At 63.9% G+C, this 22,854-nt stretch carries 23 protein-coding genes; 13 read left to right on the forward strand and 10 right to left on the reverse strand.

The features are described from left to right. Positions 1-176 precede the first annotated feature (176 nt). From chvE to CH286_RS04660, 4 genes are all read left to right on the forward strand, one after another. Complete coding sequence (gene chvE, locus CH286_RS04645) at positions 177-1,313, forward strand: multiple monosaccharide ABC transporter substrate-binding protein (RefSeq protein ID WP_094608487.1); 1,137 nt, start codon at positions 177-179, stop codon at positions 1,311-1,313. A gap of 8 nt (positions 1,314-1,321) precedes the next feature. Beyond that, positions 1,322-2,860 (forward strand): multiple monosaccharide ABC transporter ATP-binding protein, encoded by a 1,539-nt coding sequence (gene mmsA / locus CH286_RS04650; RefSeq protein ID WP_094608562.1) that lies wholly within the window; start codon positions 1,322-1,324, stop codon positions 2,858-2,860. Further along, on the forward strand, positions 2,857-4,185 hold the full coding sequence (gene mmsB, locus CH286_RS04655; RefSeq protein WP_032405721.1) for a multiple monosaccharide ABC transporter permease: 1,329 nt from the start codon (positions 2,857-2,859) through the stop codon (positions 4,183-4,185). The genes mmsA and mmsB overlap by 4 nt, the downstream gene beginning before the upstream one ends. Positions 4,186-4,260: 75 nt before the next feature. Continuing rightward, a complete protein-coding gene (locus CH286_RS04660; protein ID WP_094608488.1) occupies positions 4,261-5,283 on the forward strand; it encodes a LacI family DNA-binding transcriptional regulator in 1,023 nt (340 codons plus the stop codon). Here the strand turns inward: CH286_RS04660 and CH286_RS04665 are convergent. Together CH286_RS04665 and CH286_RS04670 are read right to left on the reverse strand one after the other, a co-directional pair. Continuing rightward, positions 5,277-5,930 (reverse strand): transcriptional regulator, encoded by a 654-nt coding sequence (locus tag CH286_RS04665; protein WP_094608489.1) that lies wholly within the window; start codon positions 5,928-5,930, stop codon positions 5,277-5,279. The two genes, CH286_RS04660 and CH286_RS04665, sit on opposite strands and share 7 nt — an antisense overlap. Beyond that, complete coding sequence (locus CH286_RS04670; protein WP_094608490.1) at positions 5,927-6,322, reverse strand: DNA-binding protein; 396 nt, start codon at positions 6,320-6,322, stop codon at positions 5,927-5,929. The genes CH286_RS04665 and CH286_RS04670 overlap by 4 nt, the downstream gene beginning before the upstream one ends. Positions 6,323-6,395: 73 nt before the next feature. On the opposite strand from CH286_RS04670, the gene CH286_RS04675 reads away from it, so the two are divergent. Both CH286_RS04675 and CH286_RS04680 read left to right on the forward strand, forming a co-directional pair. Then, on the forward strand, positions 6,396-7,592 hold the full coding sequence (locus tag CH286_RS04675; protein WP_094608491.1) for a PEP/pyruvate-binding domain-containing protein: 1,197 nt from the start codon (positions 6,396-6,398) through the stop codon (positions 7,590-7,592). Next, a complete protein-coding gene (locus CH286_RS04680; protein ID WP_094608492.1) occupies positions 7,589-8,200 on the forward strand; it encodes a histidine phosphatase family protein in 612 nt (203 codons plus the stop codon). The genes CH286_RS04675 and CH286_RS04680 overlap by 4 nt, the downstream gene beginning before the upstream one ends. 42 nt (positions 8,201-8,242) lie before the next feature. On the opposite strand, the gene CH286_RS04685 is transcribed toward CH286_RS04680, so the two are convergent. Further along, complete coding sequence (locus tag CH286_RS04685) at positions 8,243-9,760, reverse strand: PucR family transcriptional regulator (protein ID WP_255182570.1); 1,518 nt, start codon at positions 9,758-9,760, stop codon at positions 8,243-8,245. Positions 9,761-9,913: 153 nt separating this feature from the next. On the opposite strand from CH286_RS04685, the gene pruA reads away from it, so the two are divergent. The 3 genes from pruA (at position 9,914) to CH286_RS04700 (ending at position 12,889) form a co-directional block, all read left to right on the forward strand. Beyond that, the gene (gene pruA / locus CH286_RS04690) at positions 9,914-11,563 is read left to right on the forward strand and encodes an L-glutamate gamma-semialdehyde dehydrogenase (RefSeq protein ID WP_094608494.1); all 1,650 of its coding nucleotides are present in this window, start codon (positions 9,914-9,916) and stop codon (positions 11,561-11,563) included. Next, entirely contained in the window at positions 11,560-12,504 is a 945-nt protein-coding gene (locus tag CH286_RS04695; RefSeq protein WP_094608495.1) for a proline dehydrogenase family protein, read from the forward strand. Before pruA ends, CH286_RS04695 begins: the two co-directional genes overlap by 4 nt. A 196-nt stretch (positions 12,505-12,700) precedes the next feature. Next, complete coding sequence (locus CH286_RS04700) at positions 12,701-12,889, forward strand: hypothetical protein (protein WP_032405716.1); 189 nt, start codon at positions 12,701-12,703, stop codon at positions 12,887-12,889. Between the two features lie 170 nt (positions 12,890-13,059). Here the strand turns inward: CH286_RS04700 and CH286_RS04705 are convergent, their stop codons facing one another. After that, positions 13,060-13,458, reverse strand: coding sequence for an STAS domain-containing protein (locus CH286_RS04705; RefSeq protein ID WP_052058704.1), 399 nt, complete (start codon positions 13,456-13,458; stop codon positions 13,060-13,062). 216 nt (positions 13,459-13,674) lie between these two features. Beyond that, positions 13,675-14,154, reverse strand: a complete 480-nt coding sequence (locus tag CH286_RS04710) for a MarR family winged helix-turn-helix transcriptional regulator (protein WP_094608496.1) — start codon at positions 14,152-14,154, stop codon at positions 13,675-13,677. 208 nt (positions 14,155-14,362) lie between these two features. Between CH286_RS04710 and CH286_RS04715 the strand changes: the two genes are divergently transcribed. Together CH286_RS04715 and CH286_RS04720 are read left to right on the forward strand one after the other, a co-directional pair. Then, a complete protein-coding gene (locus CH286_RS04715) occupies positions 14,363-16,366 on the forward strand; it encodes an MMPL family transporter (RefSeq protein ID WP_176458143.1) in 2,004 nt (667 codons plus the stop codon). Continuing rightward, on the forward strand, positions 16,366-16,995 hold the full coding sequence (locus tag CH286_RS04720; protein WP_094608497.1) for a lipocalin family protein: 630 nt from the start codon (positions 16,366-16,368) through the stop codon (positions 16,993-16,995). The genes CH286_RS04715 and CH286_RS04720 overlap by 1 nt, the downstream gene beginning before the upstream one ends. Before the next feature lie 69 nt (positions 16,996-17,064). Here the strand turns inward: CH286_RS04720 and CH286_RS04725 are convergent, their stop codons facing one another. Together CH286_RS04725 and CH286_RS04730 are read right to left on the reverse strand one after the other, a co-directional pair. After that, positions 17,065-17,682, reverse strand: a complete 618-nt coding sequence (locus CH286_RS04725; RefSeq protein ID WP_094608498.1) for an FKBP-type peptidyl-prolyl cis-trans isomerase — start codon at positions 17,680-17,682, stop codon at positions 17,065-17,067. A 34-nt stretch (positions 17,683-17,716) separates the two neighbouring features. After that, positions 17,717-18,571, reverse strand: a complete 855-nt coding sequence (locus tag CH286_RS04730; RefSeq protein WP_094608499.1) for an SDR family oxidoreductase — start codon at positions 18,569-18,571, stop codon at positions 17,717-17,719. A 120-nt stretch (positions 18,572-18,691) separates the two neighbouring features. Between CH286_RS04730 and CH286_RS04735 the strand changes: the two genes are divergently transcribed. Then, entirely contained in the window at positions 18,692-19,066 is a 375-nt protein-coding gene (locus CH286_RS04735) for a winged helix-turn-helix transcriptional regulator (RefSeq protein WP_094608500.1), read from the forward strand. Here the strand turns inward: CH286_RS04735 and CH286_RS04740 are convergent, their stop codons facing one another. After that, positions 19,067-19,417: a VOC family protein gene (locus CH286_RS04740; RefSeq protein ID WP_094608501.1), complete on the reverse strand. Its 351-nt coding sequence runs from the start codon at positions 19,415-19,417 to the stop codon at positions 19,067-19,069. Positions 19,418-19,625: 208 nt separating this feature from the next. Between CH286_RS04740 and CH286_RS04745 the strand changes: the two genes are divergently transcribed. Then, positions 19,626-20,105 (forward strand): DUF6764 family protein, encoded by a 480-nt coding sequence (locus CH286_RS04745; protein WP_032405711.1) that lies wholly within the window; start codon positions 19,626-19,628, stop codon positions 20,103-20,105. A 312-nt stretch (positions 20,106-20,417) separates the two neighbouring features. Here the strand turns inward: CH286_RS04745 and CH286_RS04750 are convergent, their stop codons facing one another. Together CH286_RS04750 and CH286_RS04755 are read right to left on the reverse strand one after the other, a co-directional pair. Further along, positions 20,418-21,437, reverse strand: coding sequence for a hemolysin family protein (locus tag CH286_RS04750; protein ID WP_032405710.1), 1,020 nt, complete (start codon positions 21,435-21,437; stop codon positions 20,418-20,420). Beyond that, the gene (locus CH286_RS04755) at positions 21,434-22,840 is read right to left on the reverse strand and encodes a hemolysin family protein (protein ID WP_094608502.1); all 1,407 of its coding nucleotides are present in this window, start codon (positions 22,838-22,840) and stop codon (positions 21,434-21,436) included. The genes CH286_RS04750 and CH286_RS04755 overlap by 4 nt, the downstream gene beginning before the upstream one ends. Positions 22,841-22,854: the final 14 nt, after the last annotated feature.

The following is a 22,854-nucleotide window of genomic DNA, read 5'->3' on the forward strand; positions in this document are numbered from 1 at the left end:
CCGCCAGTTTTCGGGGCCCCGGATGTTAGCGCTCACACCGCTCACGCAGGTGCAAAAAAGAAATCTTTGACAATGCCGATGTTATCGCTCACACTTTCGTTTTGATGTGATGCGAACCACACGGGACACCCCAACGGCCCCGCTTCACGGTCTACTCCACAACACAGGGAGAAACGATGAAGTTTCGACACCTATCCATGGCCGCGGCTGCGGTGGCACGCACCCTCACGCTCGGTGCGTGCGGGTCGAGCACCAAGACCGCAGACGAGGCTCCGGCCGAAGGCGGCAGCACCGCCGGAGCGCTGATCGGCGTCACGATGCCGACGAAGTCCTCGGCTCGATGGATCGCCGACGGCGACAACCTCAAGAGTGCACTCGAGGGTCAGGGCTACAAAGTCGATCTGCAGTACGCCGAGAACGACATTCCCACCCAGGTGAATCAGATCGAGAACCAGATCACCCAGGGCGCAAAGCTTCTCATCGTGGCCTCCGTGGACGGCACTGCCATCACCACCCAGCTGCAAGAAGCCAAGGACAACGGCATCGGCGTCATCGCCTACGACCGCCTCATTCGTAACTCGCCCAATGTCGACTACTACGCGACATTCGACAACTACAAGGTCGGCGTCGATCAGGCCACGTCGCTTCTCGTCGGTCTCGGTCTGAAGAACGAGGACGGCACCGACAAGGCCGACGCGCCCGCAGGCCCGTTGAACATCGAGGTCTTCGCCGGTTCGCCGGACGACAACAACGCCACCTTCTTCTTCGACGGCGCCATGGAAACCCTGAAGCCGTACCTGGACAAGGGAACTCTGAAGATCGGCAGCGGCGAGTCCGATTTCGAGACGGCTGCAACACTGCGCTGGGATCCGGCCACCGCCCAGAAGCGCATGGAGGATCTGCTCACCAAGACGTATTCCTCGGGCCAGAAGGTTCAGGGCGTGCTCTCGCCGTACGACGGCCTGTCCATCGGCATCCTCTCCGCACTCAAGAGCAACGGATACGGCACGGCAGGTCAGCCCTACCCGATCGTCACCGGGCAGGACGCCGAGGTGCCGTCCGTGAAGTCCATCATCGCCGACGAGCAGTACTCCACGATCTACAAGGACACCCGTCAACTGGCCGAGGTCACGATCCAGATGGCTCAGGCGATGCTCAACGGTCAGACTCCCGAGACCAACAACACCACCGATTACGACAACGGTGACAAGGTCGTTCCCGCGTACCTGCTGCAGCCCGAGATCGTCTACAAGGACAACTACGAGAAGCTGCTCGTCGAGGGTGGCTACTACACCGAGGATCAGTTGAAGTGAGTTCGGCGATGACGAGCCCGATTTTGGAGATGCGCGGCATCACCAAGACCTTTCCCGGTGTCAAGGCGCTACAGGATGTCACTCTCTCGGTGAATCGCGGCGAAATCCACGCGATCTGCGGTGAGAACGGAGCAGGGAAGTCGACGCTCATGAAGGTGTTGTCGGGTGTGTACCCACACGACACGTTCGACGGCGACATCGTGTTCGACGGTCGGGCGTGCGAGTTCTCCGACATCCGAAGCAGCGAAGCCGAGGGCATCGTCATCATCCATCAGGAACTCGCACTGAGTCCGCATCTCTCGATCGCCGAGAACATCTTTCTCGGCAACGAGCGGTCGAAGCGCGGGTTCATCGACTGGAACCGAACCAATTCCGAGGCCGCAGCCCTACTGAAAAGGGTAGGGCTGCGGGAAAACCCCGTCAGCGTCGTGAGCGACCTCGGTGTGGGTAAGCAGCAGCTCGTCGAGATCGCCAAGGCATTGTCCAAGGACGTGACACTGCTGATTCTCGACGAACCCACTGCGGCACTGAACGATTCCGATTCCGCTCATCTCCTCGACCTTCTCCGTGGTCTCCGAGACGAGGGCATCACGTGCGTCATCATCTCGCACAAGCTCAACGAGATCGCGGCCGTAGCCGACCGAACCACGATCATCCGTGACGGCCGGACCATCAGGACGCTGGATATGCGAGACGAGGATGTCACCGAGGATCGCATCATCTCGCTCATGGTCGGCCGCGATCTCGAGCACCGGTTTCCCCCTCACGAATCGACTGTGGGAGAGGAAGTTCTGCGCATCGAGGACTGGACTGTGCACAGTCCGACCCAGCAGGGCCGGACCGTCGTCGACAAGGCGAACCTCACGCTGCGGCGAGGTGAGATCGTCGGTCTTGCCGGGTTGATGGGTGCCGGACGCACCGAGTTGGCCATGAGCGTATTCGGCCGAAGCTACGGTATCGACATCTCGGGTCGGCTGTACAAGTACGGCAAGGAAATACACGTCAAGTCGGTCAACGATGCCATCCGTCACGGCATCGCATACGCCACCGAGGACCGAAAACGATACGGCCTCAATCTGATCGACGACATCAAACGCAACATCTCCACCGCGGCGCTGGACAAACTGGTGACGGGAGGCTTCGTCGACGACAACCAGGAGTTCAAGGTCGCCGAGGGCTTCCGTAAGAGCATGAACATCAAGGCACCCAACGTCTCCGCCGTGGTCGGCAAACTCTCCGGTGGCAATCAGCAGAAGGTCGTGCTGAGCAAATGGATCTTCAGCGATCCGGATGTGCTCATTCTCGACGAACCGACGCGAGGAATCGACGTCGGCGCGAAGTTCGAGATCTATTCGATCATCAACGATCTCGCCGACGCCGGAAAGGCAGTGCTGGTGATCTCGTCCGAGCTCCCGGAGCTGCTCGGGCTGTGCGATCGGATCTACGCGCTGTCCGCAGGCCGCATCACCGGTGAGGTCACTCGCGAGGACGCGACCCAGGAATCGCTCATGCATCTCATGACCCGTGGAACAGGAGTACTTCGATGAATCAGTTGTCGACCGTGCGGGGGTTGCTCACGCGCAACCTTCGCCAGAGCGGAATCTTCATCGCATTCGCGCTGATCATCGTGCTCTTCACCGTGCTGACGGGTGGTCAGCTTCTGGTGCCTCAGAACATCAGCAACATGGTGGTGCAGAACTCGTACATTCTCATTCTGGCCATCGGCATGGTGGTGATCATCATCGCCGGCCATATCGACCTGTCCGTCGGATCGGTCGTTGCGGCCACCGGTGCCATTGCCGGTGTGCTCATGGTTCAACAGAACGTGCCGTGGCCACTGGCGGTGCTGATCACGTTGATCGTCGGCGGCCTGATCGGTGCCTGGCAAGGCTATTGGGTCGCATACTTCGGCATTCCAGCGTTCATCGTCACCCTCGCAGGCATGCTCGTCTTCCGCGCGGTCACTCTCATCGTTCTCGGCAACCAGGGCATCGGGCCGTTCCCCGGACCGGTGCGCACCCTGTCCAACGGCTTTCTGCCCGGTTTCATGGGCAATGTGGGACTCGGACCACTGGGCGGGGCAGACATCTTCACGTTGCTCGTCGCAATTCTGGCCGTTGCCGGAATCGTGTTCAGCCAGTGGCGTTCTCGAACGGGTCGGCAGAAGTACGGCCAGACCGTGGACGCGATGCCGCTGTTCCTGATCAAGATGACGTTCGCCGCCGCTCTCGTACTCGCCATCGCGGTGCAGTTGGCTCGCTTCAAGAACCTCCCGTACGTACTCATCCTCCTTGCGGTCCTGGTGATGGGGTACTCCACCCTCGCCGGCAAGACGGTGTTCGGTCGGCACGTCTACGCCATCGGCGGAAACATCCATGCCGCGTCGCTGTCCGGCATCAAGGTCAAGCCGGTGACCTTCTGGATCTTCGTCAACATGGGCGTGCTGTCGGCCCTGGCCGGAATCATCTTCGCCGGTCGCCTCAATCAGGCGGGCCCCACCGCAGGCAACGGCTTCGAGCTCGACGCCATCGCGGCGGCATTCATCGGCGGCGCAGCAGTGCAGGGCGGCGTGGGCCGCATCGTCGGCGCGCTCACCGGCGGGCTTATCATCGCCGTCATCAACAGCGGAATGTCGCTCATCGGTTCGCCCAGCGAGCGAGTGCAATTGGTCAAGGGCCTGGTTCTGCTGGCCGCTGTGGCGTTCGACATCTGGACCAAGCGTCGCGCAGCGAGCGGTAAGGGCAGTAAGGGCGACTTGGCCAAGTCACCCACCAGTTATCTGGGCGTGCCCGTGCCGGCCGAGATGTTCTCCCCCGGCCAACCGGGAGAGACCGCACCGCCGACGTCAGCGTCGATGACGAAGACGACGTGAGCGGTACGGTCTCGAGCGGTGCGAGACCGGACATGCTGTGATTGTCCTCGACGACGCAAGAGGAGCTGCAGAAAGATGACACCGACCCGCGGACCGGCCATGACCGATGTCGCCCGGCTCGCCGGGGTGTCCCATCAGACCGTCTCTCGCGTCATCAACGGTCACCCCAATGTGACCGAGGCAACGAGAACCAGGGTGCATCAAGCGATCTCGGAGCTCGGCTATCGCCCCAACCCTGCCGCCCGCGCTCTCGTCACCGGCCGTAGCAGCACCATCGGAATCGTCGGAACCGGTAACGCTCTCTACGGTCCGGTGTCGACGCTCTACAGCATCGAATCCGCAGCGAGACAGGCAGGCTACTCCGTCGTGGTCGGCGTTCCCACGTCGTTCGACGAGTCGGCGATCATCACCTGCGTCCGCAGGTTGCAGAAGCAAGGCGTGGACGGCGTCGTCGTCATCGCACCACTGAGAACCGATGGCGGCGACATCGCCGAGCTGGCCCGCGAACTTCCGCTGGTGGCCGTCGAAGGTTCTCCCGCAGGCGATCTGGCCGTGGTCTCGGTCGATCAGATCGCCGGCGCGCGGGCTGCCACCGCACATCTGCTCGGCCTCGGGCACAGTGCGGTGTGGCACGTTGCAGGACCGCTCGGGTGGTACGAGGCCACCGACCGCGTGACCGGATGGCGGCTGGCCCACGAGGATGCGGGCATCGAACCGCCTCCCACCCTCAGCGGCGACTGGACTGCGAGATCGGGGTTCTCCGCCGGAAGCGATCTGGCCCGAACTGCGGGTGTGACCGCAGTGTTCGCCGGCAACGACGCCATGGCCCTCGGGATACTTCGGGCGCTCGAGGTACAGGGCAAACGAGTACCGCAGGACGTCAGCATCATCGGATTCGACGACGTTCCCGACGCGGAATTCTTCTCCCCGCCGTTGACGACGATCCGCCAGGAATTCAGCGAGGTGGGCGTCCGAAGCGTCGAAATCCTGCTGAACCAGATCGATACCGGGAACCGAAGCACCCGACGCTCGAGCATCGAGCCGAGTCTGGTGATCAGGTCCAGCACCGGTCCCCCACATGCCCGTGCGAATCACTGACTGTCGTCGATACCTGATTCCGATCGGCGATCTATCCCGAGTGTCGCGATGAGGTCTTCGTGTAGCTCGAACCAGACCTTGTGGCAGGAGTCGACATCGGTGCGGTCGACCCAACCGTGTTCCCCGGCGCGCGCGAGTCTCGATGCAGCACCGAATCGACTGTCGTAGCCGGCGAATCGTGCGAGAGCCGAACTCAGTTGGTCGACAAGCGGACTCAGGGCATCGCCGATGGACGCCAACTCGTCGAGGATTCTCTGATCCCACACCCGGTCACTGTGGTCGTTGACGGTGAGTCTGTTCGTGTCCGTGGGCCGCAGTTGCCAATCGGTACATGCTCGCAACAGCCGTTCGTTCAGCGGCAGAAAGCTCCGATAGACACCTCGCACCACGTCGGTCCGGCCCGTCGCCTCGCGCTCCTCGCGAAGTTGGTGCTCGTTCACGGTCCTCCCCAATTCCGTGAGAGACCAACCACGCATGTCCGCGAACTCGCCGCGTTGGATCCATCCGCACGCCTGCGCGTCGAGAAGGAGTTCTTCCGCCTGCGCGGTGTCGACACCGAAACGATGTGCAATCACAGCGGTGTCGGCGAACCCGAGTATGCGAACAGAATGCAAGACCAGAAGATCGGGAGACGAAGTGGCAGTCATGAATCGGCAGCATCGCGTGCAGTGAGTCGAGTGTAGTGCTGCTGGCATGCTTGCTTCGAGTTGAATCCCATTGCTTCTGCGATGTGCGCCCACGTCAGACCGGCGCTGCGGGCAGCGAACAGCAGACCTGATTCGAGACCTTCGACTTCCGCACGGGCGGCGGGCAGAAGGGTCAGGGCGCTGACGAGGGCGTCCGGAGCGAGCTCGGCCGAACGCCACAGAGCGAAGTGCGCGATGTCGACCGCAGTCGGCGGAGCAGGCACAGGACGCCAAGGGCGGGCGTCCAGATCGCCCGCACCGAGGCCCAGAAGATGCTGGGTTGCCTGCTGTTCGCGTTCGGCATCCAGGTGCGTTCGATTCGACGATGTCGTGACTTCACGCTTGCGTTCCATGGTCGAAGCCTGCAATATCGGGACAAAGCTGTCAACATTTTGTTGATGGCCAGTCGGTTGAAGGGTAGTCGGGATGCTCGTGAAACTCGGAGACGCAACGTTCTCCAGCTGCGGAGGGAAAGCCCATGCGCTGGGAATCCTTCTTCGGGCGAATTATCCTGTGCCGGATGGCGTTGTGGTTCCGTTCCATACGTACCGGGCAGCGGCAGGCGATCGCCCTGGAGTCGCGACATCGTTACGCAACGACATCGCTGACTGGCTCGAAGGATTCGGCGATGCTCCGCTGGCGGTGCGCTCATCGGCCGACAGCGAGGACGGTTCGGCAGCATCGGCTGCGGGCCAGCACGACAGCGTCCTGGGGGTTCAGGGCATCGACTCGATCATGAACGCGGTGCAGTCCTGCTGGACGTCTTTGCATTCCGAGCGTGCCGTCGGCTACCGCGAGAATCTATCCCGAATTCGGTCCGCCTCGCCCCAGCAGGGCGCAATGGCGGTCATCGTTCAGCAGCTCGTCGACGCCGACATCTCGGGGGTCATGTTCACCCCGTCGACACCGGGCGGAGACACCGAGATCGAAGCAGCGTGGGGACTCGGTCTTTCGGTCGTCGGCGGAACTGTCACCCCCGACCGGTACCGCATCGGTGATGACGGGAGCACCGCCTCGATCATCGCGGACAAGCGGACCCGAACGGATCGCCGCCAGAACACAGTGTTCACCAGCGACGTCATGCCTTCGGACCGCACCAGGTCGACACTCGACGACCGGGCCGCGGTACGGCTCACCGAGCTCGGAGGAGAGATCGCTGCCAGTCTCGGCGGACCACAGGACATCGAATGGTCCATCGAAGAAGGTCGTGTCTGGATTCTGCAAGCCAGGCCGATCACAGCTGCGCTACCGAGTCACCACACAATGCCCCATACCGCCACTGCCGATGGACGATTCGATTCCTCCACAATTCTCACCGGTACACCGGGTAGCGATGGGCATGCGACGGGAACCGCACGAATTGTCCGTGGCCCACACGATTTCGGACGAGTACGTCGCGGCGACATCCTGGTGTGCCCGTACACCGATCCCGCCTGGACACCCCTGCTGCGAGCAGCGAAGGGTGTTGTGACCGAAACCGGGGGCGTACTGTCCCATGCCGCGATCGTCGCCCGCGAACTACGAATCCCAGCGGTCCTCGGAGTTGCGAACGCAACGGATCGATTGCGCGACAACAACATCGTCCGTATCGACGGACAGGAAGGAACGATCACCACCACATGACAACTCGATACGTGTACTTGGCTCGTCACGGAGACGCCGACGCCTTCGGAAGACTCACCGATGTCGGTCGCGAACAAGCCGGCCTCCTCGGTGAGCGCCTGGGACACATCCCGCTCGACGTCGTCTGGCATTCCCCACTGCCACGTGCAGTGGATACAGCACACGAGATCGTGCGCCGTCGACGGTCTCACACCCCCGTCATCGAATCCGACGAACTGATCGACAACGTCCCCTACGTGCCGGCACCGAACGAGACACCCCCGTCGTGGATTCCGTTCTTCGACGGCTGGGACGCCGACGACGCACTGAGCGGTGCCGACACAGCCGATCACATGATCAGGCGCTTCGCCACGACGCCCGATTCAGCCGAGCCGAGGAACGACACCCACGAGCTGCTCGTCACCCACGCGTACCCGATTGCATGGTTCATCCGGCACGCCCTCGACGCGCCACGCGTTCGGTGGCTCGGCATCGACAGCGCAAACACCGCACTGACCGTCATCGAATACCGGACAGGACTACCGCCGAGCGTCGTCATGTTCAACGATATGAGCCACCTGCCGCAACAATTGCAGTGGACCGGGTTCCCGACTTCCATCCGCCCCTGAGTCGAACTCGTTGTCCCGCAAGCTCACTCCCTATCCTCTCGCTCACATACGGAGCTGTATTTCCACCAACAGACGCGCATCGGAATCGGTCAGATCGAGGTCCAGGATCTGCTCGACGCGGCGAATGCGATAGCGCAGGGTATTCGGGTGGACGTGCAAGCGATCGGCCGCGGACCGAACGTCACCGAAGCACGTCAGGTACGTCTCCAGGCTCTCGCGCATCCGGGAGTCGTTGGATGCGTCGTATCGGTCGAGCTCGGCAATACGCGGGTCACGGAGTTGTTCGTGATTGCCGATCAATTCGAGAATTTCTCCCAGCAGCACCGAGGTTCTCGATTCCTCCAGCGTGGTGACGCGAACCTCGCCGGTGGTGCCGTCGAGCACCCGATCCACCTCGAATCGGGCGGCGGCCACGGCTTCGAGGTCGGCGATCGGGTACGCCACCGCCGCGCGCAATGCCAGCGAGGTTCGCCGCTCGATTCGGCCCACGGCATCGGCGGCCCACCCCGAAATCCCCGTGCCCGACGCCACCCCGGGAAACAGTGCGTAGATTCTCTCCCCGATGGTGGTGACCAGAGAATCACGTCGAAAGGCGCTGGCGTGCACCCTGATCGCCGGTGCCAGTGCGCCGATGTCAAATTCTCCGCACGACGCGAATCCTACGACTGCCGACGATCCGGTGGCGGGGATCGACAGCGCGGATGCCAGCGACGGGACGTCCACTCCGCCCCCTCTGGCCCCGAGCAGTCGTTGGATCTGCAGGGTCTCGTTGGTCGGGGCGTTCGCGATGCGAGTGATCAATCGTGCCGCGACAGCCGAAGCTCCCCGGAGCACACCGTCGGCCTCGTCGGCGAGCGGAATGGCACCCTCCTGCACCCAGATGGTTCCGAGAGTTGTCGGGCTACCGGATATTCGGCGTATCCCCACCGCGAGGCGCCGTCGAATTCCGAGTTCGTGATCGGCGGGTACGTCGATGACGTCGTCGGTGCGCCGAAGACGATCGAACACACCACGCTCGTGCAGCCCCCGCAGGTAGTCGGCCGGGCCTTCACGCCCGAGGATCGACAGCGTTCTCAATTCGTCGGCCGCGTCGTCCGATGCCGAGTACGCCAACACGTGTGAGCGCTCGTCCTCGATACTCACCATTCCCTTCGTCAGCGACGCCACCGTCTGTGCAAGTTCGTACAGATCGGTATCGGCTCCGAAGGTCCCGTCGTCCGGACTGTGCGTCCGCACCTGGTCGAGAACTCCTCGCGTCATCGACAACAGCAGCTCCCAGCGCGTCTGTCGATGTACGGCAACCAAGGCGATACCGGTCTCGCGCGCACCATGGGTGAGTGCAGCCGAGTCGGCCACCTTGGTCAGCACCGCACGAGGTCTGTCGGCCGCGGCACGCAGAGCAAGATCGTCGAACCACCGCACCACGTCGGCCTCGTTCACCCCCACCAGCAGCGTCACATCGGCGGACGCCCCCGGCGGCAGACGCAGGTCGTCGGCGTCGAGCAACGCAACGGACTCGACGGCCATGTCGATCCCTGCGGGCGCGACCACGAGTTCCACAACAGCACTGTGCAGAGATGTCAATAGCGATCGTAGAGAAACGGCGTTGGCCATACGGACAAGTAGACCACGGATTCTTTGGCCGATGAGCTGATTGAACGGCCTCCGAATCGGACTTCAATTGCCACCACACAGCGAAGACGAGGAGCAGCCATGGACGCCGTCACATCAGTTCCCACCCCCTCCAACGAGCCGGTCAACACCTACGCGCCGGGGAGCGCCGAACGTGCCCGCCTACGGACCCGCCTGACCGAGCTCAGGACATCGCCCGTCGAGATTCACCAGGTCATCGGCGGTGTCCACCGCGTCGCCGACGGCGCTGTCGAAAATGTCGTGGAGCCCCACCGGCATGCGTCGATCATCGGCAGCTTCGCCGGTGCAGGCCACCAGGATGTTCGCGACGCCATCGATGCCGCGACTGCTGCGGCCCCGATGTGGCGCGATCTCCCGTTCGACGAGCGCGCCGCCGTCTTCTTACGGGCAGCGGATCTACTGTCCGGGCCCTGGCGCGAAAGGATCGCTGCTGCAACGATGCTCGGCCAGTCCAAGTCGGCCTATCAGGCCGAGATCGACGCACCGTGCGAGCTGATCGACTTCTGGCGATTCAACGTGACCTTCGCCCGGCAGATACTCGCCGAGCAGCCGGTATCGGCACCGGGAGTGTGGAATCGCGTCGAATACCGTCCGCTCGAGGGCTTCGTCTATGCCATCACCCCGTTCAATTTCACCGCCATTGCGGGCAACCTGCCCACCGCGCCTGCGCTGATGGGCAATACCGTGCTGTGGAAGCCCTCCCCCACCCAGGCCGTGGCCGCATACCTGACGCTGCAGCTCCTCGAAGCGGCCGGTCTGCCACCGGGTGTGATCAACCTGGTCCTCGGCGACGGACCGATGGTGTCCGAAGTGGCCCTTGCCGATCCACGACTCGCGGGCATCCACTTCACCGGATCCACCGCGACGTTCCAGACGCTGTGGCGCGAGGTGGGCAACAACATCTCGAACTACCACTCGTACCCCCGGCTGGTCGGCGAGACCGGCGGCAAGGACTTCATCGTCGCGCACAGCTCCGCCGATCCTGAAGTGTTGACCACGGCCATGATTCGTGGTGCCTTCGACTTCCAGGGACAGAAGTGCTCGGCCGCGTCTCGGGCCTTCGTTCCGAAATCTGTGTGGGCTGCGATGGGCGAGACGTTCATCGAGCAGGTGTCGGCGCTGAAGTACGGCGACGTGACCGACCTGTCGAACTACGGCGGAGCCGTCATCGATCGAAAGGCGTTCGACCGCAACGCAGCTGCACTCGATCGAGCGAAATCCGTACCCAGCCTGACCATCGCCGCCGGCGGAACGTGCGACGATTCCGAGGGCTACTTCGTCTCCCCCACCGTTCTCCTCGGCGACGATCCGACCGACGAGGCCTTCACCACCGAGTACTTCGGTCCGATCCTGGCCGTGCACGTCTACGACGACAGCAAGCCCGACGCCTACGCCGACACACTGCGCGCCGTCGACACCGGATCCAAGTACGCGCTGACCGGCGCGGTCATCGCCACCGACCGCACTGCCGTCGAACAGGCCCATGCCGCACTACGATTCGCAGCCGGAAACTTCTACGTCAACGACAAGCCGACCGGCGCAGTGGTGGGCCAGCAACCGTTCGGCGGAGCCCGAGCCTCGGGAACGAACGACAAAGCCGGCTCACCGCAGAACCTGCTCCGCTGGACCTCGGCCCGCACCGTCAAGGAAACGTTCGTCCCGCCGACCACCCACGGCTACCCACATCAGGAAGGCGAGGGCACACGATGACCACCCTGCTGAACAATCCCCTCCGACCGGCGCTGCTGGCGGCCGCTCGATCGCCCAAACTGCAGGCGACGGTGACGCGAATGCGTGCCACTCGCGCTCTCGTCGATCGCTTCGTGGCCGGGGAATCGGAGCCCGCGGCCGTCACCGCTGTCGACGCCCTGCTGGACTCGGGTCGGTTCGTGTCCGTGGACTATCTCGGTGAGGACACCACCGACCGAGATCGGGCGCGCGCCACGGTCGAGTCGTATCTGTCTCTGATAGAGCGCTTTTCGTCTCGGCGGAGCAACGCCAACGCACTGGAGGTCTCACTCAAACTCTCGGCTCTCGGTCAAGGAATCGATCGGACCCTGGCGCTGGAGAACGCCAGGACGATCTGCACGGCTGCCGCTGCGGCCGGGGTATGGGTGACGGTCGATGCCGAGGACCACACGACCACCGATTCGACACTGTCGATCGTGCGTGAACTCCGCGTCGACTTTCCCGATTTGGGCACGGTGCTCCAGGCGTACCTGAGGCGAACCGAAGCGGACTGCGCGGAATTGTCCGGACCGAGATCACGGATACGACTCTGCAAGGGGGCGTACAACGAACCGTCGTCGGTCGCGTTTCAGGGTGCACGGGAGGTGTCCGACTCCTACCTCCGGTGCCTGAAGGTCCTGATGGACGGTCGCGGCTATCCGATGGTCGCCTCGCACGACCCGGAGATGATCGAGGCGGCCGAGACATTCGCGGCGGCCGCGGGCAGGTCATCCGAGGACTTCGAGTTCCAGATGCTCTACGGCATCCGCGATCAGGAACAGCGGCGGCTCGTCGACGCCGATCGACACGTTCGGGTGTACGTGCCGTACGGAGAGCAGTGGTACGGCTACTTCATGCGCAGGTTGGCCGAGCGCCCCGCCAACCTGATGTTCTTCGCGCGATCGCTTCTCTCGCGCAAGTAGAGGGTTCACCGAAGTACTCGATTCTCGCAAACGCGCGCGCGGTTGCCAGACGCGCGCAGAATCTCATCGTTTTCGAGGCGATTTCGCGCGCCTTCGACGAACGCGCGCGCGTTTGCGGATTCCAGCAGCCGACCGCCGCTTCCCCTCGGCGTGCCGGCGTGGATTAGGTTGCGCGGCATCGGGGCATCCCGACGTCATGGCAAACTACAGAGTTATCGATCCGCACGGAACCGTCGTCGACACCAAGGACATCTCCAGTTCCGAGGATGCGCATGCCTGGTTCAAGGACAGCCGCGCAGACAACGAAGAGTTGGGCTGGCGACTGGAAGTGGAGCACGACGGCGAGTGGGCGTTCTTCAGCGACTCCGAAGGAACCAAGGACTAGTTCGTTTGGGCTGAAACACATTCGGACGATCCTGCGCCTCGGCCACGCCGTCGGTCAGGGTCGTCCGTTCTGTGAATCGAGGTTGTGTGATCGAGGGCAGAACCAACAGTGGGCAGCCCCTGTACAGGAGCTGCCCACCTCTTGTCGCGGCGAATATCGCCGGAGTACTTCTAGTCGCTCGAAGGACGAGACGTCGGGACAGTGGCCTCGAGATCTGCGACCTGGAGCAAACGCGAGACCGAACGTCCTGCGACGACCGACCATGATGCACCGATGCCGGCCGTGTACTCGCGGACCGCATCGAAAACTGTGAGACCTGCGATGCCGAAGAAATCGACATCGGACAGGTCGAGGGTGACGTGCCGTTTGCTGGACACGCGGCTGCAGACGAAATCGGAGAACATCGGCGCGCTGCGCATGTCGATGTCGCCGTGGACGGCGACGACGAGTGAGCCGTCGGGGCCGTCGTGCGCGGTGAAGATTGCTCCGGTTGCTGCGACGGACACGGACTTCTCCGCGACAGTCACCGGGGTGGTTCGAACTTTGTTGCCTGAAGATTCAACACTCATGGCAGATCCCATCGATCGGTCGAACTGAGGGGGAAACCGATTGACGCAGCGGGAGCAGAATAATGCCTGACCCGGACGCCGACTTCGCTGCGTTTCCCCGTGACCGGCTGTTAGCTCAACCTCGGCCAACCTTACGGCACTCGCAGGCTCGGAGTCCAGCATCGGCTCGAGCAGGCCGCCCACCAGCGGTTCGAACATCGCACCCGGGCATGCGCCCTACGCTCGACTGCTGTTACCCAGGTCGGCGTGGTGTTCACGCATGGCACCGATGAGCGATTCGAACACCCGATGCGCGGCGGCCAGATCGGCATCGGGAAGGTCTGCCAATGCGGCGCTGGTTCGCATGCCAAGGGGTCCGAAGAAGCCGCGAGCGACCTCCATCCCGTGCTCGTCGTACCGCAGAATCACTTTGCGTCTGTCGGATGCATCCGATTCGCGTCGTATGTGACCCGAAGCGATCATGCGCTCGACGAGGTAGGTCATCGCCGCAGAAGAGAGCCCCAACATCGTGCCGAGTTCACCTGCAGTGAGCGGTGCACCCTCCACGTCCGCGACCATCACATGCAGCAGGGCACGAAAGTCGTTGGACCGCAGGCTGTGTAGAGCCCCGAAAACCTGACCGATCTGCTCCGAGACCGAGGAAAGCGCTCGGAGATCCGCAGATATTGCGGATTCGAGGTGGTTTCGGTCGGTCATGTCGGTGGTAACTCCTTCGCTGCGGTCACCGTCAGAGTACTGCCCGCAACAGATTCAGTTGCTTAATATCTAAGTAAATGAGATTGTTTTGAGCGTGGACAGCACACGAACCGAGAACAACGCCGCGTGGGATCGCATCGCCGCGGCGGTGACGCACCGTCGATCATGGGCAATTGCGCTCGCGATCCTCATTCTTTCGGCCGCCGTGATGGGGCTCGTCGGAAGCAACGATTCGGCCGGTCAGTCACCCAATTCGCTGCCGACCTCTGCCGAGTCCTACCAGGTGGACCAGCTTCTGGCCGAGTTTCCGGACTCCGACACCGCCCCGGTGATCCTGGTTCTGAGCCGGACCGACGGCACAGACCTGACCCCGGCCGATATCGAGGCCGCCGCCGCTGCACAGAACAGGTTGCTGGCCGTCGACCGTTCGGTGCCCGACGCGCCGGGACCTCCTCCGATCGTGGCACCCGACGGCAAGGCCGCGATCGCTCTCGTCCAGGTCGATTCCGAGCTGTCGGGCTTCACACTGAACGAACTGATCACCGAGCTGCGGTCCGCCGCGACCGACGGCCTCGCACCGGACCTGCGCGCTCAGGTCACCGGCGGCCCCGCTTTCGGTGCCGACATTGCGAACTCGTTCTCCGGAGCCAACTTCACCTTGCTCGCCGTCACCGCGCTCGTGGTGGCCGTCCTTCTGATCGTCACGTACCGGTCACCCATCCTGTGGTTGGTGCCGCTGCTGGTCATCGGTTTCGCAGACCGGTTTGCCACTACCGTCGGCACTGCCCTGGCCGAGGTCACCGGCCTCTCGTTCGACGGTTCGACCTCGGGAATCACCAGCGTGCTGGTGTTCGGTGCCGGAACGAACTATGCGCTGCTGCTGATCTCTCGCTACCGCGAGGAACTGCGTCGCGAGTCCGACCACCGCCTCGCCCTTCGTGAGGCCGTCCGGCAGGCCGGGCCCGCCATCATCGCCAGCAATGCCACCGTCGTGCTGGCACTGCTGACCTTGCTCCTCGCAATCCTGCCCAGTACCCGCAGCCTGGGAGCGCTGGCCGCAGCCGGACTCGTCGTCGCAGCGGTGTTCGTCCTGTTCGTGCTGCCGCCACTGCTGGCGCTGTGCGGCCCGAAGCTGTTCTGGCCGTTCGTCCCCAAGCAATCGGATCGAGACACCACCACCGAGGGCGTGTGGCATTCGATCGCAGCAGGTGTCTCGCGACGGCCGGTGGCAACGGCCTCGGTCACCATCGTCGCGCTACTGGCGTGCTGTGCGGCACTGTTCGGCACTCAGATCGGCCTCTCGCAGACCGAGCAGTTCCGTGTCACCGCCGAATCCGTCGAAGGATTCGACACTCTCTCGCAACACTTTCCGGCCGGCTCGGCCGATCCGACGACGATTCTGGCGCCCACCTCGAGCATCGATGAGGTCATCGGCATCGTGGAGGGCACAGACGGGATCGTCTCGGTCGATCGCGTCGCAGATTCCGGTACCGGACTGACCCGCCTGTCGGTGGTCACCGATGCGGCTCCCGCGTCCGAAAATTCCTTCACCGTGATCGAAAACCTCCGCTCCGCACTCTCCGGAGTGGACGGAGCGCAGGTCGGTGGCAGCGACGCCAAGGCACTCGACACCACCGACGCCGCAGCTCGTGACCGTCTCGTGGTCATCCCCGCGATCCTCGCGGTGGTGCTCGCCGTACTTCTGATACTTCTACGAGCGGTTGTCGCACCGCTGATCCTGGTCGCGACAACGGTATTGAGTGCAGTGGCCGCCATCGGTATCGGTAGCTGGGTGAGCCTGCACATCTTCGGATTCCCCGCGCTCGACGACAACACCCCGCTGTTCGCGTTCCTGTTCCTCGTTGCCCTGGGAGTGGACTACACGATCTTCCTCGTCACGCGTACCCGCGAGGAAACGCCGCGGCACGGTACAAGGGCTGCCATCGTACGGGCGGTGTCGGCCACCGGTGGTGTCATCACCAGCGCGGGAATCGTTCTGGCAGCGGTGTTCTGCGTACTCGGCGTCCTGCCGCTCATCACACTCACCCAACTGGGCATCATAGTCGGTCTCGGCATTCTGCTCGATACCTTCGTGGTGCGCACCGTCGTCATCCCCGCCCTGTTCACTCTCATCGGCCCGAAGATCTGGTGGCCGAACAGAATCGATTCCAGCGAGACCGCAAACACAACCGCAACACAAGGAGCGAATTGATGAATATCCGTACCGCACTGGGCCGCACCGCAATTGCCGGAGTACTGGCCGCAGGTGCCCTGCTCGCCGCGGCCCCGGTGCAGGCGCAACCGGTCGGCCCTCTTGGATCGGTCGGCCTCGAGCCACTGGCCCCGATCCCGTCACTCGATGTCGAGCGTTACCTGGGCACCTGGAACCAGGTTGCCGCGGTGCCGCAGCCGTTCAACCTGATCTGCGCCCGCGACACCCAGGCCAACTACCAGATGATCGACGAATCCAACATTCGCGTCGAGAACACCTGCACCACCTGGACGGGCCAGGAAAACCGCATCGTCGGCAACGCGCGGGTCAACGACACGGTCACCAAAGCCCAACTGCACGTGAGCTTCCCGGGAGTTCCCACGCAGGAAAGCCAGGAAGGGCCGACCAACTACATCGTGGCCTACATCGCCGACGACTACTCGTGGGCGTTCGTCGGAAGCCCCACCCGCACGTCCGGATTCGTGCTCAAGCGCACGCCCGACGTCAGCGTCGATCAGTTCCGCGAGATCCGCAGCGTCGTCGAATCGCTGGGGTACGACTCGAACTTCATCACCACCACGCCCACCCCGGGCGGGGCAACCACGATTCAGCAGCTCTCGACCGTGTAGTGCGGCGGAGCCGCAGTGGCGTGGTTATGTGCCGCGGAGGGCGCACAACCACGCCACTGCCGGAGGCACTCAGCTCGCGGACAGGATCGCAATCGCGAAGATCAAGCTGTCTCCCGGCTCGATTCCGGCCGCCGGCTGGCCGCTCGGGTAACCGTCGGCCGACGTGACCGCCACGGCGACCGTCGAGCCGACGGTCTGCCCGGCGATTGCCTTCTGGAAGCCCGCCACCACACCGTTCAGCGGGAAATCGACCGGTGCACCGCGCTCGTAGCTGCTGTCGAACGTCGATCCGTCGCGTCCGTTGACGCCCAGGTAGCACACGGATACCTCGGCGTCGTCCGCGACGACCGGACCGTCACCGACCGTCAGTGTCTTCACCTGTGACTCGGCGACGTTGAACGGGGCCTCGACCGTGACCGCCGGTGCCGCGGTGTCCGTCGATCCGACGACGGCGATGCTGCCGGTATCCCCGGCCAGCGTCCACTCTGAGGTTGCGGCCGAATCGGGGGCTGCCGTGGGGCATGTGCCGGTCGACGCTGCCTCGGCCGAGGCGGACGCAGAGGCGGACGTCGTCGTCGTGGGGGACGAGGAGTCCGAATCCGAACTGCACGCACCCGTCAGGAGAACGAGCGATGCAGAGGCGGCCAGGAACAGGGTGCGGGTCTTCGTGTGATTCACCGCGCCCACGCTACAAGTACCGCAGTCGCCCCCGGCACACCCGTCACATCGCGGAGCGGAGCACCTCGGCCACCGGAGTGGATGCTCGACCGATCAAGGTCTGCAGGTCACCGCAGTCGGTGTCGAGTTCGCCGCGCGAGATGCCGGCGTCGGCACTGGCGAGCATGGTCGCCACGAAATCGGGCAGACCGGCACCCTCGAGGATTGCGGCGTACTCGGACTCCGACACATCCTGGTAGACCATCGGCTTGCCGGAGACCTCACCGATGACGGCCGCCAGATCGGCGTAGGTCAGGCGCTCGTCGCCGCCGAGCTCGTAGATCTTGCCGCCCTGATCGTCGTGGGTCAGCACAGCAGCTGCGGCCTCGGCGAAATCGGCGCGCGATGCTGCCGCGATCTTGCCGTTCCCCGCCGCGCCGAGCAGAACTCCACCCTCGATTGTCTGGGCGAGCGAGCCGAGGTAGTTCTCCCAGTACCAACCGTTGCGCAGGAAGACCGCCGGGATCGCCGACGCGGTGAGGCGCTCCTCGGTTGCCTTGTGCTCGGGGGCCAAGCTCACCCCGGACGTGTCTGCCGCGAGCAAGCTGGTGTACGCGATCAGGCTCACCCCGGCCGCCTCAGCAGCGTCGATCACGTTGTGGTGCTGCGCAATTCGCTGTCCCACCTCGGATCCCGAAATCAGCAGCACCTTGTCCACGCCCGCGAAAGCAGACGTCAGAGCGGCAGTGTCGCTGTAGTCGGCAACCCGAACCACGACGCCGCGTTCGGCCAGCGGTGCGGCCTTGTCCGCGTTACGGACGACGGCAACGATGTCGCCGGGTGCGACGCCTCGTGTGATGAGTGCGTCGACGACGAGTCCGCCGAGGTTGCCCGTTGCTCCGGTTACTGCTGTGGTCATGTCGACTCCTGCGTGTCTCGGGGTTGAGGTTTCAAGTTCCCCATCATGATGCACTTACTTTTTGTGCAGTGCAACTTCGACGGTAACCACTGATGTTTTTGCATGCGCTAGCATGGGCATATGTCCGATGCCGCCGAATCCCTCGAAGCGTCCGTCTTCGCGCGGAACTGCGCGTCGCGACAGACTCTGCAGAACGCCACGAGCAGGTGGGGAGTCCTGGCCCTCGCGGCACTCACCGAAGGTGACTACCGCTTCAACGCACTGCGCCGACGCGTCGACGGCGTCAGTGAACGCATGCTGTCGCAGACCCTGCAGACGCTCGAGCGTGACGGCCTCGTGGTGCGCACGGTGCTCGAGACCATCCCGCCCAAAGTGGAGTACAGCCTCACCCCACTGGGGCGCGACGTCGGCACCCGTTTGAGCGACCTCATCGAGCTCATCGAGGGCAGCATGCCGTTCGTGCTCGAATCACGCACCCAGCACGACGCCCGCTGATCAACTGGGCGGAGTCACCAAGCACCACTCGTTGCCCTCGGGGTCGAGGAGCACCTGAAAAGATCCGGCCGCATCGGAGTGCCGGTCGCCGAGCACCGTCGCACCCAGCGCAACCGCCTGCTCGACGGCGTCGTCGATGCTCGGTACGTCGACGTCGAGATGAAGTCGGTTCTTGCCGGCTTTGCCCTCGGATACTCGCTGGAACGCCAGCCGGGTGAACCCGGGAACGTCCACGAAGTGCCACGCGTCGTCACGCACTGCCGGCATCCCGCCGAGCACCCCGGCCCAGAATTGCGCCAGCAATGCCGGCTCCGTGCAGTCGAAAACGACCTCGTCGATGCGTCCGATCATGAGGCAATCGTATGGACCGACCGCGCTGCACGTCGCGTTACCTCCGCGTTATCTTACCGAGACGTTTTCGAGATGTCGACGAACCCGCGCCGCGGCCGGGTAGGTCGAGACTCGATGTCAGGGAGTCGGGTCCCCCAGCAACACCGGCCCAGCGACCATCACGCTCGGCGCACCGGTGCCGACGCATCGATCTCGGGAGGCATTCACCATGTTCCACACCAAGAGAATTCTCGGCGGAGCGGCAGCATTCGGATTCGCCTGTACCTTCGCAGCCCTGGTGCCCGGTACGGCATCGGCCGCACCGGTCGCCTGCACCACAGCGCCAGGAGGTGCCGACATCGCTGCGCTCGTCGGAGGATCACAGTGCGACAGCTCCGCAGACGGTGCCAGCGCGGCCGCAGGATTCGGCCTGGAGGGCTGGGGCTCGGCGGAGGCCATGAACAATGCGGCCGCTCTGGCGCTCGGCCTGAACGGCGGAACTGCCGTCAGCAACGGCAGTTTCGGCGGCGCGCCCGCAGCGATCGCCTTCGGACCCGGAGCGGTTGCCCAGAACACCGCCGCGGGCCTCGGACTCTCCATCGCGGTGGCCGCACCGGGCTCCACCATCACGCTCACCCCTGAAGGCGCAGTGTGCAACGGTGCCGGAATCGCGGGTAGCTTCACCACGCTTCAGGGTTGCATCGGCTGACGCATAGTCGGCACGGAACGTGAGGTGGGCGATATGGATGCCACCGAAGGCCGGGTCATCTACAGTCTCAATGACCTACAAGTCTCGGTATGCGAGTCGGCAACGACCCGCTGAACAAGGAGTTCGACGGCAATGATGTCCTACCTGCTCTACGACGTGCTGCTCCCCCAGCTCGGCCACGACGTCGCGTCGTACTGGGCACACCTGTTGGTCGTCGCCCCGATCTGAGTACTCGGGCTCGATACGACAGAGACATCCCCGATCGGCTGTGTAGGCCGGTCGGGGATGTCTCGTTCGAATGCCGGAATCGGATCAGACGGGTTCGGGCAGAAGCCGCGTCAGCACATCCGACAGCGTCACCACGCCGATCGTCCGCGCGGTGTCACCCACCCCCACGGACGCATCCACCACCAGCGCCAGATGATGCCGGGTCTCGCGCATCGACGCGAGCGCCACGTACACCGGAGTGGTGGACTCCAGCGTGTACGCCGGACGCGTGATCTCCGCCAGACTCTCGGGTTCGGTCAGCGTGTCTCGCACATGCACAACACCTTTGACGACGTCCCCGTCGCTGACGAGGATGCGCAGGTGCCCGCTGATGCGTGACGCCTCCCGCACGTCGTCGATCGAGGCCGACGACGACACCGAGGTCGGCGTCCCGCTCCCGGCAACCAGATCGCCGACGGTGAGATCCTGCAGTTCCAAGGCACCGGAGATCTGCGCCTGATAACTCGCGTCCAGAGCGCCGACATTGACCGAGTGCTCCACCAGCTGACGAAGATCGTCCGCGTTCTGCCCGGTGCCCACGGTGTCGGCCGGCTCGACGCCCACCTTGCGCAGGCACCAGTTCGCCATGTTGTTCAGTGCCGTCAGCACCGGACGCGTGAGAAACATGAACGCGCGCATGGGGATTGCGAGCATCGTCGCCGACTTCTCCGGATGTGCGATAGCCCAGGACTTCGGAGCCATCTCGCCGACGACCAAGTGCAGGAACGTGACGATGATCAGGGCCAGGACGAAGCCGAGGACGTCGGCGAACCAGTAGGGCAGGCCGATGCTCTCGAACAGCGGCGTGAGCCAGTAGTGCACGGCCGGTTTCGTCGTTGCACCGAGGGCCAGGGTGCAGACGGTGATACCGAGCTGCGATCCGGCGAGCAGCACCGTCAGCTCCGAGGAACTGCGCAGCGCGGCCCGAGCGGATCGCGAGTTCGGTGCAGCATCTTCGAGGCGATGCCGCTTGGCCGCGAGCAGAGCGAACTCGACGGCGACGAAGAAGGCGCTCGCAGCGATGAGACCGATGGTGACGGCCAGAAAGACCCAAAGGTTGCTCATCGGTGTGCTCCTGCAATATCGGACTCGGCCGAATTCTCGTTGTTCTCGGTCGCCCGCTCGTCGATGGTCAGGGTGAGTAGTGACGGCACGTGACTGTCGATCTCCTGCACCTCGATCGTGACGAATCGAATCGGAGTCTCGTCGTCGTTGGCCAGATCCGCGTTGTCCGGCGGAAGATCCACCTCGATGCGGGTACCGACGTCGGGCAGCGAACCATGATGCGCGATGGCGAATCCGGCGATGGTCTCGTAGTCCCCGTCGGGCAGATCCACCCCGATCGCGCGCTCGACCTCGTCGACGTGCACCTCCCCTGCCATCGTCCAGCTGCCGTCGTCGCCGCTGACCGGGCTCGGGTCGAGTACACCGTCGTCGTGCTCGTCGGTGATTTCACCGACGAGTTCCTCGGCCAGGTCCTCGATGGTGATGACACCGGTGAGGCCGCCGTATTCGTCGATGACACAGGCCAATTGGTTCCGTGTGGCCCGCAGCTCGCGCATCGCGTCGGGCAGGCTCTGCATCTCGGGCAGAATCAGTGCATCGCGGGTGAGTCCGGAGATCGGCGTCGAATCGGGCTCGACGGAGCCCAGCACGTCGTGCAGGTGCACGACGCCGACGATACCGTCGTCCTCGTCGAGCACGGGATACCGCGAATGTTCCTGGCCCATGAGCGCTTTCACCTCACCGAGCGTGTCGGTGTCGCGCACCGTTGCGGCTCGTGAACGCGGAATCATGGCATGTTCGACGTTGCGGGTCGGGAAGTCGAGAATGCGATCGAGCAGGGTCGAGAGCTCGTCGGGCAGGTCGCCCGTCTCGCGTGAGTCCGAGACGATGTGCTCGAGGTCGCGCGGACTGGCCGAGTGCTCCACGTCGTGCACGGGTTCGATCTTCAGCGCCTTCAGCAACAGATTCGACGACTGATCGAAGATGGTGATCAACCAGCCGAAGAGCTTGAGGTAGATGGTCGTCGAGAGCGAGAGCCATCGAGCCACCGGCTCCGGGCGGGCGATGGCGAAGTTCTTGGGGAACAGTTCACCGAAGAGCATCTGCACGAACGTCGCGAACGTGATCGCCAGAACGGCACCCAGTCCGACACCGACTGCTGTCGGAACACCGACGCCGCCGAGGATGGCACCGAACGATTGCCCGATCAGTGGTTCGGCAACGTAGCCGACCAGTAGGCCGGTGACCGTGATGCCCAGCTGCGCACCCGAGAGCATGAACGACGTGCGCTTGGTGACGGTCAGCGTGCGAGCTGCGACCGCGTCGCCGGCTTCGGCACGCGCCTTGAGCCGGGACCGGTCGACGGTCATGTACGCGAATTCCTGAGCTACGAAGTAGCCGGTTGCGACGGTGATGAGAAATACGACGAGCAGGCCGAGCAGAAGAGTGAGCAGAACGCTCATTCGCCGGACACCGC

Origin of the sequence: Rhodococcus sp. WWJCD1, from assembly GCF_002258735.1 — a bacterium.
Classification (GTDB): Bacteria; Actinomycetota; Actinomycetes; order Mycobacteriales; family Mycobacteriaceae; genus Rhodococcoides.

Bases quoted from the DNA above. Each gene is read 5' to 3' on its own strand.
- chvE (WP_094608487.1), top strand. From the start codon at position 177: ATGAAGTTTCGACACCTATCCATGGCCGCGGCTGCGGTGGCACGCACC.
- mmsA (WP_094608562.1), top strand. From the start codon at position 1,322: ATGACGAGCCCGATTTTGGAGATGCGCGGCATCACCAAGACCTTTCCC.
- mmsB (WP_032405721.1), top strand. From the start codon at position 2,857: ATGAATCAGTTGTCGACCGTGCGGGGGTTGCTCACGCGCAACCTTCGC.
- CH286_RS04660 (WP_094608488.1), top strand. From the start codon at position 4,261: ATGACACCGACCCGCGGACCGGCCATGACCGATGTCGCCCGGCTCGCC.
- CH286_RS04665 (WP_094608489.1), bottom strand. From the start codon at position 5,930: ATGACTGCCACTTCGTCTCCCGATCTTCTGGTCTTGCATTCTGTTCGC.
- CH286_RS04670 (WP_094608490.1), bottom strand. From the start codon at position 6,322: ATGGAACGCAAGCGTGAAGTCACGACATCGTCGAATCGAACGCACCTG.
- CH286_RS04675 (WP_094608491.1), top strand. From the start codon at position 6,396: ATGCTCGTGAAACTCGGAGACGCAACGTTCTCCAGCTGCGGAGGGAAA.
- CH286_RS04680 (WP_094608492.1), top strand. From the start codon at position 7,589: ATGACAACTCGATACGTGTACTTGGCTCGTCACGGAGACGCCGACGCC.
- pruA (WP_094608494.1), top strand. From the start codon at position 9,914: ATGGACGCCGTCACATCAGTTCCCACCCCCTCCAACGAGCCGGTCAAC.
- CH286_RS04695 (WP_094608495.1), top strand. From the start codon at position 11,560: ATGACCACCCTGCTGAACAATCCCCTCCGACCGGCGCTGCTGGCGGCC.
- CH286_RS04700 (WP_032405716.1), top strand. From the start codon at position 12,701: ATGGCAAACTACAGAGTTATCGATCCGCACGGAACCGTCGTCGACACC.
- CH286_RS04705 (WP_052058704.1), bottom strand. From the start codon at position 13,458: ATGAGTGTTGAATCTTCAGGCAACAAAGTTCGAACCACCCCGGTGACT.
- CH286_RS04710 (WP_094608496.1), bottom strand. From the start codon at position 14,154: ATGACCGACCGAAACCACCTCGAATCCGCAATATCTGCGGATCTCCGA.
- CH286_RS04715 (WP_176458143.1), top strand. From the start codon at position 14,363: ATGGGGCTCGTCGGAAGCAACGATTCGGCCGGTCAGTCACCCAATTCG.
- CH286_RS04720 (WP_094608497.1), top strand. From the start codon at position 16,366: ATGAATATCCGTACCGCACTGGGCCGCACCGCAATTGCCGGAGTACTG.
- CH286_RS04730 (WP_094608499.1), bottom strand. From the start codon at position 18,571: ATGACCACAGCAGTAACCGGAGCAACGGGCAACCTCGGCGGACTCGTC.
- CH286_RS04735 (WP_094608500.1), top strand. From the start codon at position 18,692: ATGTCCGATGCCGCCGAATCCCTCGAAGCGTCCGTCTTCGCGCGGAAC.
- CH286_RS04740 (WP_094608501.1), bottom strand. From the start codon at position 19,417: ATGATCGGACGCATCGACGAGGTCGTTTTCGACTGCACGGAGCCGGCA.
- CH286_RS04745 (WP_032405711.1), top strand. From the start codon at position 19,626: ATGTTCCACACCAAGAGAATTCTCGGCGGAGCGGCAGCATTCGGATTC.
- CH286_RS04750 (WP_032405710.1), bottom strand. From the start codon at position 21,437: ATGAGCAACCTTTGGGTCTTTCTGGCCGTCACCATCGGTCTCATCGCT.
- CH286_RS04755 (WP_094608502.1), bottom strand. From the start codon at position 22,840: ATGAGCGTTCTGCTCACTCTTCTGCTCGGCCTGCTCGTCGTATTTCTC.